Origin of the sequence: Granulicella sibirica (genome assembly GCF_004115155.1) — a bacterium.
Classification (GTDB): domain Bacteria; phylum Acidobacteriota; class Terriglobia; order Terriglobales; family Acidobacteriaceae; genus Edaphobacter; species Edaphobacter sibiricus.
Map to the genome: position 1 here is coordinate 1,117,026 of NZ_RDSM01000001.1, position 12,375 is coordinate 1,129,400.

11 protein-coding genes are annotated in these 12,375 nt (G+C 61.2%); 8 read left to right on the top strand and 3 right to left on the bottom strand.

Features of this window, described 5'->3' with window-relative positions; translation table 11 throughout:
* Positions 1-9 precede the first annotated feature (9 nt).
* The 5 genes from GRAN_RS04745 to GRAN_RS04765 all read left to right on the top strand — a co-directional run bounded on the left by GRAN_RS04745 (position 10) and on the right by GRAN_RS04765 (position 3,286).
* Positions 10-489 carry a peroxiredoxin gene (locus GRAN_RS04745; RefSeq protein ID WP_128911824.1) on the top strand — a complete coding sequence of 160 codons (480 nt, stop codon included), beginning with the start codon at positions 10-12 and terminating at the stop codon, positions 487-489.
* A gap of 2 nt (positions 490-491) precedes the next feature.
* On the top strand, positions 492-1,226 hold the full coding sequence (locus GRAN_RS04750; RefSeq protein WP_241654334.1) for a polysaccharide deacetylase family protein: 735 nt from the start codon (positions 492-494) through the stop codon (positions 1,224-1,226).
* Between the two features lie 223 nt (positions 1,227-1,449).
* A complete protein-coding gene (locus GRAN_RS04755) occupies positions 1,450-1,671 on the top strand; it encodes a tautomerase family protein (RefSeq protein ID WP_128911825.1) in 222 nt (73 codons plus the stop codon).
* Positions 1,672-1,773: 102 nt separating this feature from the next.
* Positions 1,774-2,292 (top strand): cupin domain-containing protein, encoded by a 519-nt coding sequence (locus tag GRAN_RS04760; protein WP_128911826.1) that lies wholly within the window; start codon positions 1,774-1,776, stop codon positions 2,290-2,292.
* Positions 2,293-2,467: 175 nt separating this feature from the next.
* Complete coding sequence (locus GRAN_RS04765; protein ID WP_161570837.1) at positions 2,468-3,286, top strand: helix-turn-helix domain-containing protein; 819 nt, start codon at positions 2,468-2,470, stop codon at positions 3,284-3,286.
* Between the two features lie 632 nt (positions 3,287-3,918).
* Here GRAN_RS04765 and GRAN_RS04770 read toward each other — a convergent pair.
* Positions 3,919-5,538 (bottom strand): tetratricopeptide repeat protein, encoded by a 1,620-nt coding sequence (locus GRAN_RS04770; protein ID WP_128911828.1) that lies wholly within the window; start codon positions 5,536-5,538, stop codon positions 3,919-3,921.
* A gap of 60 nt (positions 5,539-5,598) precedes the next feature.
* A complete protein-coding gene (locus tag GRAN_RS04775; RefSeq protein ID WP_161570838.1) occupies positions 5,599-7,200 on the bottom strand; it encodes a DUF5597 domain-containing protein in 1,602 nt (533 codons plus the stop codon).
* A 122-nt stretch (positions 7,201-7,322) separates the two neighbouring features.
* Here GRAN_RS04775 and GRAN_RS04780 point away from each other — a divergent pair, with 122 nt between their 5' ends.
* The gene (locus GRAN_RS04780) at positions 7,323-9,029 is read left to right on the top strand and encodes a beta-L-arabinofuranosidase domain-containing protein (protein ID WP_128911830.1); all 1,707 of its coding nucleotides are present in this window, start codon (positions 7,323-7,325) and stop codon (positions 9,027-9,029) included.
* Between the two features lie 26 nt (positions 9,030-9,055).
* Entirely contained in the window at positions 9,056-9,814 is a 759-nt protein-coding gene (locus tag GRAN_RS04785) for a biopolymer transporter Tol (RefSeq protein ID WP_128911831.1), read from the top strand.
* Between the two features lie 67 nt (positions 9,815-9,881).
* Here the strand turns inward: GRAN_RS04785 and GRAN_RS04790 are convergent, their stop codons facing one another.
* Entirely contained in the window at positions 9,882-11,102 is a 1,221-nt protein-coding gene (locus GRAN_RS04790) for a PQQ-dependent sugar dehydrogenase (protein ID WP_128911832.1), read from the bottom strand.
* Positions 11,103-11,317: 215 nt separating this feature from the next.
* Between GRAN_RS04790 and GRAN_RS04795 the strand changes: the two genes are divergently transcribed.
* Entirely contained in the window at positions 11,318-12,364 is a 1,047-nt protein-coding gene (locus GRAN_RS04795; RefSeq protein ID WP_128911833.1) for an alpha/beta hydrolase, read from the top strand.
* The last annotated feature ends 11 nt before the right edge of the window (positions 12,365-12,375 follow it).

The window sequence follows — 12,375 nt, forward strand, 5'->3', positions numbered from 1 at the left end:
CGGCAAAACATGATGCAGCCCGGCGACGTAGTCGAAGACTTCACCCTGAATAATCAAAACGGCCAGCCCGTCTCCCTATCCGACTATAAGAAATCCCCGGTAGTCCTCTTCTTCTACCCCCGCGCCGACACCCCCGGCTGCACCATCGAAGCCTGCGGCTTCCGCGACACCTTCGAGAAGCTCCAGGCCGCCGGAGCCGTCGTCCTCGGCATCTCCCGCGACGACGTCAAGTCCCAGAAGAAGTTCAAGGATAAGTACGACCTGCCCTACGACCTCCTCGCCGACCCCGACATGGAGCTCATCAACCGCTACGACCTCATCCAGCCCAAGAACATGTACGGCAAGATCGTCAAAGGCGTAAAGCGCACCACCTACATCATCGGCCCCGACACCGGCACCGGCCAGCGCCTCCTCCACGTCTACCCCGACGTCACCCCGAAGGGCCACGCCGAGGAAGTCCTCGCGCTTCTAGCCGCGCAGAAGAAGTAGTCGTGGCCGACCCAGGTCCGCTCGTCGACGCGGCCATGGGCCTTGCCGCGGCCGGCCTCACCGTCGGCGGCTGGACCTACGCGGCCATGTACCCGCGCTCACAGCTATTCGGCCGTGTCCTCGTCGCCGGACACAACCCCGGCGAACTCGCCCTCACCTTCGACGACGGCCCCAACGGCGACACCACCCTCCGCCTCCTCGACGTCCTCGCGAAGCACGAAGCCCGCGCCACCTTCTTCGTCATCGGTCGCTTCGTCCGCAAGCAGCCCGGCATCGTCCAGGCCATCGCCCGCGCCGGACACATCGTCGGCAACCACACCATGACCCACCCCTGGCTGCACATCCAGACCGATGCCCGCATCCGCGAAGAGCTCCGCACCGCCAACGTCGCCATCGAAGACACGCTGGGTGCCCCCGTCCGCTTCTTCCGGCCCCCTCATGGCGCCCGCCGTCCCTACGTCCTCGACTATGCCCGCGAACTAAGCCTCACCACCGTCCAGTGGAACATCATCGCCAACGACTGGCGGCCGCAGGAATCCTCCCGAATCGTCAAGACCATCCAGCGCGGCATCATCCGAAACCGCCGCCGCAACCACTCCACCAACATCGTCCTCCACGATGGCGGCGACGTCGCCCTCGGCCAGCCGCGCCTCCCCACGGTTGGAGCCGTCGACACCCTGCTGGCGTCGCTTTCCAGCCAGGGGATACGCCCCGTCACCGTGGATACCTGGCTCTAGGTTCAACCGGACGCAAGGCCATTACCACCTCCAAAAGAGAGCAGCAGGGGCAGATCCGTCTCGAATGTGGACTTGACCCGTGGGACGTCTCTGTCTGTGCGAATTCGCCGGCTCTTCCGGTACACATCGATCGATCGGACACGTTCGGCAACTCTCCTCGCGTTCTTATGAACAAAGCGCTTCACGGCAAGTCTGTTGAGGCGAACGTGAGAGGAGTCACACCATGCCGTTGATTCAGGTTCAATTGATTGAAAACGTATTTACCCCCGAGCAAAAGCAGGAAGTCATTACAAAGCTCACGGATGCCATGGTCGCGATCGAAGGCGAGAACATGCGGTCGGTGACCTGGGTGATCCTGCAAGAGGTTCGCAGTGGAGAGTGGGGAATCGGCGGGCGGGCCCTGACGACAGAGGCCGTGCACGCACTTGTGTCAGCTACGAACTAAAAAAACTCGCTCATGCTCTTAGCCAAGAGTATGTCCGAGGCCAGCCGTCACAGCGCCACGGACACTCATTTGAACGATTCATTCCACGAAAGAAGGAAAACAATGACAATGCAGGCTTACAAACGCTCCCCCGCTCTCGATAATTCAACCTGGTACAAGGGGATCCTCATCAGCCAGTTAGCTGCAGGCCCCGATACGAATGGTGCCTTCGATTTCGCCGAATCGAAGATGAAGAAAGGAACCGAGCCGCCTCCGCACATTCACGATCGGGAAGACGAGCTCTTCTACATCCTCGCCGGAGAACTCAAAGTCTTCGCCGATGGTCAGGTCTTCACCGTGGCAGCCGGCGAGACCGTCTTTCTACCGAGAAACATACCCCACGCCTACCTCATTCAGTCGGACGAGTGCCATGTGCTCGCTCTCATCACGCCCGGCGGATTCTTCACGGCAATCAACAAGATGAACGCGCCCGCTCGTGCCATGACGATTCCGTCCGACATGGAGACTTACGCGACGGCCGACCTGACCGACACCATGGCCATCTTCACAAAGTATGGCATTCGGATGCTGTCGCCAGCCGAGATCGCGGAGCAGTTGCCGGCATATCCGGCCGCTCACTGATGGCCGATGCCGCGTGGACTGCTGAGATGAAAGTAGTTCACGCGGCTCAGCCCTGCACGGTCTCTCATCGCGCCGATGAAGCTAGGGTTATGGCTCATAAGACACTGTTTGCCGCCATCAGCGTAGGCTTTAGATGTTGTCGGGTTTCGTAGACTCCGGACAGCCGGAGGTTGACGTGGACGAAAACAACGGCTTGCAACTGCACCATCTTCAAAATGGCATCGAGACCGAGCCCACGTATTACATGCAGCGTCAGCAGTCGCTGGCCAGGATACTTTCCCCGGGCCGTTACCAGCATGGGGTAAGCCGAAGCAGGCTGATCGACTACTCCTACGGCCCCGGAGAGTTGATTGTTTGCAATCGCGGAATCGACGAGTTTGTCCGTTGGAAGAGCGAGATACAGATCCTCAAGGTGGACCTCCCGGACGAGGCCTTCCGCGCAATCGCCGAAGAGGCGGGCGCTGAGACGGTCGAGATACAGAGCAGCACGCACTTCGAGGACAAGCGAGTCGATGCCCTTGTCACCGCCGTACAAGCTGAAGAAGAAGGAGGCGGACTTTCCGGTCGGCTCTACATGGATTCGATCGCGCAGGCACTCGCTTCGGCTCTCGTACAACTGCGTGGAAATCTAAAACGTCGCCTCCCGCAATACCGTTGCGGTCTGACGCCAGCGCAGTTGTCGAGAGTAAAGCATCTCGTCTACGGAAGGATGGATCAAGAGGTCTCTCTTCAGCAGATGGCAAGCGCGGCAGGTCTGAGTACAAGCTACTTCAACCAGATGTTTCGCAGATCCACCGGACAGGCCGCTCATCAGTTCGTCTTGACTGCCCGCGTCGAACATGCAAAAGAGCTGCTCAAATCCCCGCGCCTTCGAGTGATCGATGTTGCGATCAGTTGCGGGTTCCAAACGTCCCAGCATTTTGCGCGAGTCTTCCGCTCGGTCTGTGCGGTCACTCCAACGCAGTATCGACGAGCCATCGGAGTTTCTGACTAACCTCCGGATACTGCATGCATCTCCACCGGTAGCTGTCCTGGAGCGCAGCAGGTCCACCAAGCAAGAGCATTGCGCAAAGTCACGACGCCTGGGTCAAGCCCGGCGGCGCGGCTCTGTGCGCGACAAATCCAAATAACCACGAGGGGTCTCACTTACCCGTCAAGTCCTTAGAAGGTGCTCATGCTTCTCCACACCCTACCTGCACTCAGCAGATCTTTCCAAACGCAGGAATTCCTTCGCCCCATCAGCTCGTTTGCCAGGCTTCTTCTCTCGCATACCGGGCCAAGCGGCGTCATCATCCTTGGTCCATCTCATTCGATCTTCGAGGGGAAGTCACTTGCATTCGCCATGCGAGACCTCCTACAGATGCTTTCATGGCTCCTTGATCAGATCCAAAGCGCCCTCGATCTGGCAGGCACCTCATGACCGGCGATCGGAAGTCATACTTAGGTGGACTGGCCGTCAAAGCATCCGAGGTCTTGAATTGGGTCTCCGCGGTCGTGGCATCAACATCACCCACGGCCTACCTGGCGGCAAGCCTCTGTACCGCGATCTTCGGATCAGACGAAGACGGCACCTAGCCTTCCCGCCTACCAACTCCCGGCCCTGACCAACTTCGTTCCTTGCGCGATCTACTCGCGCCGTGTTGCGGCTCGCGCCTCGGCGAGTTCGGGTCGTCCGGGTTGGTCTGCGCGCGCTGCAACGGCGAGTAGTTTCTGAAAATAGAGATCGGCCTTTTCGCGATCCCCTGCCCGCTTCGCCGCCTCAGCCGCTCCGTACAGTGACCAGAAGCGATTAGGTTCCTTGTTCAAAGTAGCTTGAAATTCCCTCAGCGCTTCGGCGGGCCGCTTCTGCTGTAGAAGAAGTTCTCCGAGCATCTCGCGAGCCGGCTTCAAAGGTCCAGGAGTCACCGTAGCGGTCTCTGTCTTGTCCTCCGCCTCGGCCGCGAGACGCATCTCGGTCAGCGCCTCAATCTGGTGACCTTCAACAAAACTCAACATCGCGACGAGCTCCTGCCGTTCGATATCGATCTGGTTCGCCCAGTAGGCGTCCTTCATCTGGGTGAGCTTGTTGCGTATCTGTTCCAGCGATTTGATTGCCTCGCGAACTGCGGATCCATCCTTCAAACGGGCGGCTCCAAGACCCCGCGTGAAGTAGCTGATTGCGTTCGCATACGGAAACGGGCTGGAGAGTGGTTCGAGCTTCGCCGCATCGGCCCAGGCCTGCCGCTCCAGGCAATAACGCGCCGGAATGGCCGCACGCGCGAAGAAGGCCGCAGAGGCAGGAGCCGCTCCGGTTGCGTGTGCGGGATCGAACGCAGCAAACGTCGTGGCCGATGACTCCACCAACCGTTTCGCAGCCTCATCCTGCGCGGTCTGCAGATAGGCATAGACCATGTAATCGCTCGCGTGCAGCACGTCGGCCGGCTGATGCTCGGCCTGCGCCGCCGCTGCGGAAGCGATGTTGGTGTCGATCGAAGATTGCCAGTCACCAATCCTCGTAAAGGTGTGAGACGGCATATGCAAGGCATGTGGCGTCGAGGGCGCAATCGTTCCGTAGCGCCGCGCGGCCTCTGCTGCTCGTGGCGCCAGCGCCGGCTCGTCGTAGGCATGAATGAGGTAGTGTGCCAATCCAGGATGATCGGGATATTTCACGAACAAAGCCTCAAGAAGCGCGCCGGCTTTCAACTGATTCGCATACGTCTTATCAGTGGGATCGGCGTCGGCTGCCAGGGCCAGTGCGTAGAAGATGGTCGCTTCCGTATCTTCAGGGTAGGCGGCACTGATTGCGGCCATCGAGTGTTCATAAGCCTTAACGCGCGTTGGCTGATCGATGTGACTGCTCTCGACGTAGAGATGGGCAACGGCCTCAAGATAGGCGCGCTCTCGATCCGTACTCGCGCCGATGGCACGGCCCTCTTCCACCGCACGCAGGCCCCGCTCCACCTGCGCTGGAGCTTTGAACCCGGCGAAAGGGTTTCCCCAACTGCTCAGTGCAATGCCCCACTCGGCTATCGCACACTTCGGATCCGCCTCCAGAACCGCATTGAATCCCTGAATCGCCGAACCAAACTGGAACGAGTGCATCAGAGCAACCGCACGATTGAACTGAGGTTGCACAGCGGGCAGGCACGAGGTACTGAAGCTGACGCTACCTAGCGTCTCGGCAGGGGCATGGTTGTGTACCTGGGACTGAAGGAGTGGCGAAATGCTGGCCCACACACACAGCATGCCGAAGACAAAGATCTTCATTCCCTGAACCTCTCCTCTGACCCTATGTTCCCTCTTTCGCTGAGAGCAGCACACAGACCATCAATAGGCCTTGAGCTTCACCTTCACCCACTTGCCCTCCGCCGGAAAGAAGATTCCGAAGAACACCTCATCCCCATTGAGCAAGCGGCTCGTCTGCCACTTCCCATCGACGTAAGAGCCTTCCTCAGCCGACAGAAACTGTGCCTTCCTCAGCTCCGATCCACGCCGTGGCATGAACCGCACCAGTGAATCGAAGCCGCAGATCAAAAACTCATCCGGCGCAACTTCCGCGACCATCGCCCTACCCGTCCTGTTCTTCGTAGCCGTGCCGAACAGCCCGCCATACCCCGGCTTCGGAGTACCAAACGTCACCACCGAATCGAACTTCGCAAACGGAAGCCAGAGGTCGGTGATCTGGTCCTCTTCCACCGCGACCTTGATAGCGTTCTTCTGCTGCAGTTTCGATATCTCCCCAACGGCGGGAGCAAAGAGCTTGAAGTTTGCCGCAAGCCCTCCAAACACATCCTCCTGCTTGATCCCGGAGTCCGCCGTCACCCTCGCATCGAGCCCAAACGGCGCGAACGACAGCGAATGGTACTCCCCGATGGCATAGAACATATATCTCGCCGACAAAGGCCCAAGCATCGTCTCCGGCACAAACAGCGGGTTATCCGGCCGGCTGTACTTCCGCAGAATATCCCGATACCCCACGTAGTCGAGAACGTAGTTATCCGGCGCGATCGCATCGAGCGAAGGGGTATTTGCCTTCCAAAGATCCAGCACGTTCGAGGTCGCGCCGCCGCTCGGGTAAGCATCTCCCGGCCGCTCGAAGGTCTTGCGCTCCCGAAGCCAGCAATTCACATACATCGGCAATGGATACTCCGCCTTCCCCGCGGCAGCGACCGCATTGATGTAAGTCGAAATATAGTTGGCGGCGAACGCCTCATTCGCCTCTTCCGGGCCAAACGCCTCAAGCCACGTCCCAGGCTTCTTCTTAAGCGCCTGGATGAGTTTGCCCGGAGCCGCCCCGGCAAAAAGCTTATTCGCCTCGGGCGAGTAGTCCCGATCACTCTCGAGCGACCCCGGCTCATTCTCGACCTGCATCATGATCACGGTGTGCTGCTCCGAATCGACTTCCTTCAGGTGCCGCATCAACGCCGCAAAAGCCTTCGCGTCGGCATTTCGCGTGGTCTCGGAGATAGGCGTAAGCACCCGTATCTGGTCGCCTGCCCTGTCGCGCATCCTTGGGAACTGCGCCGAATCATCCTTCACCCATTGCGGCACATAGTCCATCTCGCCGTTCTTCCATGTCGCGAACCAGAGAAGCACAAGCCGCAGGTTATTCTTGCGCGCCCCGTCAACGATCCTGTCGACCGAGCTGAAGTCAAACTTCCCTGGTTGCGGCTCGATGACCTCCCAATACACCGGGATCTCAGCCGTATTGGCGTGAAGCTCCTTATAGAGCGGCCACGCCTTCTCCAACTGCTCCGGCCACGCCGAGGAGTTCCGCACCTGCGCCCCAAGAATCAGGAAAGGCTGCCCATCCACCATCAGCCGGTAAGAACCGCTGGGGGTCTTCTCAACGTGTGGCATCTCGGAGGCGAACAACGCGGCGGAAGAGAACAGAAGAGCAGAGGCTAGAACCGACAGGAGAATTCGCATAAAGAAATTGCGATGAGAATACGCTTTCCGAACTAATGCTGAAAGCGCTTTCATGGATTGGATAAGATTGGACGCGCCGCAAATCACACGCGGCCAGGCAGCATCGCACCCCGGAGCAATGGATGAACCGCAGAAGCTTTCTAGGTACGCTGGCAGCGATCCCGCTCACCCCATCCCTCGCCTTCGCGGACAAACACCCTCCCGCCAGCACAGCCACCCCCGAATCCGACCGTTTCCATCTCACGCTAAACCGCGTTCTGCACGGCTCGAACCCCGCCTACACCCCCGACTTCCTCCTCGAAGACATCCACGCCACCCCTGGTCGTCGCTTCACCGAGTTCTCCGGCGACGTCTCCGGACGCTGGGTCGGTGCCCTCGCCTCCGCTTCATCCGAGTACGGCACCCCCTTTCCCATCCTCGACGAAGTCGTCCATCGCGTCATCGCCGCCCAGCATCCCGACGGCTACTTCGGCTCTGCCTTCCATTACGACCAGCCCACCGACCGCGACCTCGCCCTCCTCTGGGGCAACGGACGCCTCCTCGTCGGCCTCATGGAGTACCACTCCCTCACCAAAGATCCCGCCACCCTTGCCTCAGCCCGAAAGCTCGGAGACTTCCTCGTCCGCATCGGACCTGAGTTCAACTCAAAAAAGATGGCCGATGACTTCGGCGCCGCCCATTTCGCCTCGAGCTACATCTGCTGGACCCAGCAGACCGAAGGCCTCGCCGCCCTCTACGCCGTCACCCACGACGATCGCTACAAAGACCTCTGCGCCGCCATCTCCGAACGCATCGAGCGCCGCCCCTCGGACCACGTCCACGGCTATCTCTGCAGCCTGCGTGGCACAGTTGACCTCTACCAGGCCACGCACGACTCCACCCACCTCCGCCGCGCCGAAGACGGCTGGCTCAGCGTCATGAACTCCGGCGACGTCCTCGTCACCGGCGGCGTCCCCGAAGCCTGGTCTCCCAAGCGCCTCCGCACCGAAGGCTGCGCCGAGTGCGACTGGCTACGCCTGAACCTATCTCTATGGCGCGCCACCGCCAACCCAAAGTACCTCGACACAGCCGAGCACATCCTCTTCAACGAGTTCTCCATGAACCAGTTCTCCACCGGAGACTTCGGCCATGCCACCCTCGACGAGTCCGGCATCCCGCAAATTGTCTCGGTCCGCGCCTGGTGGTGCTGCACCCTGCACGGCCTGCGCGCCTTCCCCGACGTCCACCGCACCGCCTTCCGCTCCACCGGCCAGAGCCTCTTCTACGACCTCCCCGTAGACAGCACCTTCACCCAGGCCGGTCTTCACGTCGAAGCAAAATCAAGCCTCGCGCAAGACGGAACCATCCAACTGAAAGTAAAACAGTCCCCCGCCGGCCAGAGACTCACCGTGCGCCAACCCGCCTGGGCTGAGACCATCCATCTCGACCGAAACGGCCACCCCGTCCCGGGCCTCACCGTCTCCAACCTCACCCCCAACGACACCATCACGATCACCTATGCCATGGAGAAGAAGCAGACCCCCTCTCCCGGCAACAAGGGCCAACTCTTCACCTACGGCCCCTGGCTCCTCGGAGCTCCCTCAGCCGTGAACCCCGGCTACTTCAACGAACTCCACCCCAGGAACACCCTGCTACCCGCAACCCTGCAAACCGCATCCGAGCCTGCACAAAACCTCTTCGCCGTCCCGGTAGCCGCCGCCCAGTCCGCATACATCCCCGCCGAGTTCCCCGAACAGCCCTCCCAGGTCCAACTCCGTGCCGTAGCCGAGCAAACATCCATGCTTCCAACACCATGGCAGATCGCCTTCCAGGTAAAGAAAACAAGCTAATCCGCTGCCTGCTAAAGTGGCTCGCTATGCGACCTCACAGCATCGCGCTCCTCGCAATCCTTCTCGCCGCCCGCACCCACCCACTCTCAGCCCAAACCGTCCCCGACTGGGCCCAGCCCGGCTCCGCCACGCACAATCAGGTCCCCCCACCCGCCGACTTCCACCGCCCCACCCGCACCTTGGCCGAGCCCATCGGCATCTTCCAGGGCCAGTCCGACATCGGCGCCGCCGTCGTCCCCGGCAACTCCACCTTCGATCCGGCGGGCAAAACCTACACCATCACCTCCGCCGGCTACAACATCTGGTACTCCCGCGACGAGTTCCGCTATCTTTGGAAAAAGGTCTCCGGCGACCTCTCCCTAGCCACCGATCTTTCCTTTCCGAACCCCGAAGGCTACGGCGATCGCAAGGTCGTCATCGTCATCCGCCAGTCGCTCGACGACGACGCCAAGGAAGCCGTGGCCGGCGAGCACGGAACCGGCATGATTCACCTCGCCTGGCGTCCCGAAACCAACCAGCAGATGAAGGACATGTCCTTTCGCTTCGGAGGCACGCTCAACAACGTCCACGCCAAACGCATCGGCATCGAGAAGCATGGAGACGAGATCGCCCTCTACGTCAGCTTCCAGGGCGAACCCATGCACCAGCTGGGCCCACCCCTCAAACTCCCCTTCGAAGGCCCGTTCTACGTCGGCATAGGCTTCTGCTCCCACCTTCCCGCCAAAGCCGACACCGCCATCCTGTCCAACGTCATCCTCGAAGACACCGCTGGCAAGGTAAAGTGAAGCCTCATAACGCAAAAAGGAGGACCGAAACCACCGGCCCTCCTCCCGCTACCCGAATCGGAACAACCTACTTAGGCGTAACCCGGAACACCCCACCGCCCCGAGCATCTTCAAGCAGCCAGAGCGCCCCATCCGGAGCCTCTTCAACATCCCGGATCCGGTGCCCAACCTCCCAACGCTCGGCAGGCTTTGCCCCACCCTTGCCATCGAACGTAACTCGAAGAATCGCCTTCGAAGCCAGCCCGCTGATCAGCGCCGACCCGTTCCACTGCGGAAACATCGAGCCCTTGTAGAACATCAGGTTGCCCGGAGCAATAATCGGCGTCCAGTAGATCACCGGCTTGGTCAAATCAGGCCGCGTATCCGGACTCGGAATCGGCACGCCGTTATAGTTCACCGCGTACGAAGCCAGCGGCCACCCATAGTTCTTCCCCGGCAGAATCAGGTTCAGCTCATCCCCGCCCTTCGGCCCATGCTCCATCTCCCAAAGCTTGCCGTCCGGTGCAAAGGCCAGCCCGTAAGGCGTCCGGTGCCCCATGCTCCACGTCTCCGACTGCGTCAGGTTCGGCCCCGGAAACGTATACGTCTTCACCACAGGAGCCGTCTTCGCCGCTTCGGTATCGTCCGGCGGATCGATCACCGGCACGCTCGCCGCACCCGTCTTGCCCGCCATCGGGTTCCCCGGGGCAGGCTTTCCATCGAGCGTCAGCCGCAGGATCTTGCCCAGAGGCTGGTTCGGATCCTGGGCCGGTGTCATCCTCTGCCGATCCCCAACCGTGAGATACAGGTACTTCGAGTCCGGCGAGAACGCGACTGCCGCCCCGAACTGCCCGCCCTGGCCCCGCTCGCCATCCCGCCAGATCACCTTCAGGTCGTCGAGGCTCGCCGAGCCCTGCCCAAGCGTCAGCTTCGCCCGCGCCAGCGCCAGGCTCGACCCGCCCTCACCCGGCTCCGAATACGTGAGGTACACAAAGTGGTCCTTCGCATAGTGCGGCGAGAGGTAGATCCCCAGCATGCCGCCCTGTCCCCGGGCCAGAACCGCCGGAGCATTCGCCACCGGCGTCTTCTCTCCGGTCTGCGTCACAACCCAGATCGGTCCAACCTTCTCGGTAATCAGCATCCGCCCGTCCGGCAGGAATGCAATCCGCCACGGCAGGTTCAACGTCGTCACCTGCGTCAGCGTAAACGGAACATCCGCCTCGGGCTTCTGCTCGCCCGCATTGATCTGCGCCTTTACCTGGGTCGCGGCCAGAGCCAGAAAAACTCCCGCGATCACGATCTGCTTCATATCTTTTCCCTCGATCCATACGGATTGGTACGGCGTTAGCGATACTCGTTGGACGCAATCAGAGACCGGATCCGCTAGGATGGACGCGCCTCGACCAGCATCCTTTGTACAACACTTCTGTTTCATCGTTGAGCACACGCAGTGTCGATAGGCAGACGGTCGATCCTGCCGGAAAGTCTCGCGACCTGCGATAGTGGTTGGCGGAGACTCAACCGATGATACGTCGTGCTGCCTTCGCGCTCTTCTCGATCACCCTCGTAGCCGCCGCCCAGGAGAACCCCGCAACCAGAATCACCGAAAACCACGCCGTCACCGAAGCCGACGGAACCGTCCGCATGCAGCGCGTCATTCCCCTTCCGCAAAGCCTGAGTCCCGAGGCCACGGCATGGCTCAGCCGCCCCCTCGCCACCGACGCAAACGTCCCCCAGACCATCGAGCAGCGCCGCACCGCACTCGACGCCTCCCAGGCCCGCCACCGCGACGAGCTGCTGAAGCTCTTCCCCGGAACCATCAAGGACACCACGCTAGCAGGCGTCCCCGTCCACGACGTCACCCCAACCACCCTGAAGCACAAAGACCGCGTCCTCATCTGCCTCCACGGCGGCGGTTTCAACGCCGACTCCGGCTCCTACTCCGAATCGATCCCGGTAGCCGGCCTCACCGGCGTACGCGTCGTCAGTCTCCTCTACCGCCTCGCCCCGGAGCATCCCTTCCCCGCCGGCGTGGACGACGTCATCGCCGTCTACCGCGAGCTCCTCAAAACCTACAGGCCCAACCGCATCGGCATCTTCGGCAGCAGCGCGGGAGCCGGCCTCACTCTGCAGGCCGCGGTCAAGATGAAGCAGCTCAAGCTCCCCATGCCCGCCGCCCTCGGCCCCTTCTCCGCCCCCGCCAGCATGGCCGACGGAGGCGACTCCCGCTCCCTCTACAACACCGACGGCCTACGCGGCTACGTCCCCATCATGGACGGCACCCTCGACACCGACTACGTCGGGAAGACCGACCCGCGCGATCCCGTCCTGTCGCCCATGTACGCGGACCTCCACGACATGCCGCCAACGCTCTTCCTCACCAGCGAGCGCGATCTCCTCCTCAGCGCGACAAGCTCCCTCAGCCGCGCCTTTATCCGTGCCGGAAACCAGTCGCAACTCATCGTCTTCGAAGGACTCCCGCATTGCTTCTGGAACAACAGCACCCTGCCGGAGTCACACGAAGCCTGGGGATACATGGCGAACTTCTTCGACCGGGAGTTAGGACGCTAAGCAGGCGATAC

Excerpts from the sequence above, each read along its gene's own strand:
- GRAN_RS04760 (WP_128911826.1), top strand. The coding sequence starts at position 1,774 with ATGACAATGCAGGCTTACAAACGCTCCCCCGCTCTCGATAATTCAACC.
- GRAN_RS04775 (WP_161570838.1), bottom strand. The coding sequence starts at position 7,200 with ATGCGAATTCTCCTGTCGGTTCTAGCCTCTGCTCTTCTGTTCTCTTCC.
- GRAN_RS04745 (WP_128911824.1), top strand. The coding sequence starts at position 10 with ATGATGCAGCCCGGCGACGTAGTCGAAGACTTCACCCTGAATAATCAA.
- GRAN_RS04790 (WP_128911832.1), bottom strand. The coding sequence starts at position 11,102 with ATGAAGCAGATCGTGATCGCGGGAGTTTTTCTGGCTCTGGCCGCGACC.
- GRAN_RS04770 (WP_128911828.1), bottom strand. The coding sequence starts at position 5,538 with ATGAAGATCTTTGTCTTCGGCATGCTGTGTGTGTGGGCCAGCATTTCG.
- GRAN_RS04795 (WP_128911833.1), top strand. The coding sequence starts at position 11,318 with ATGATACGTCGTGCTGCCTTCGCGCTCTTCTCGATCACCCTCGTAGCC.
- GRAN_RS04785 (WP_128911831.1), top strand. The coding sequence starts at position 9,056 with ATGCGACCTCACAGCATCGCGCTCCTCGCAATCCTTCTCGCCGCCCGC.
- GRAN_RS04780 (WP_128911830.1), top strand. The coding sequence starts at position 7,323 with ATGAACCGCAGAAGCTTTCTAGGTACGCTGGCAGCGATCCCGCTCACC.
- GRAN_RS04755 (WP_128911825.1), top strand. The coding sequence starts at position 1,450 with ATGCCGTTGATTCAGGTTCAATTGATTGAAAACGTATTTACCCCCGAG.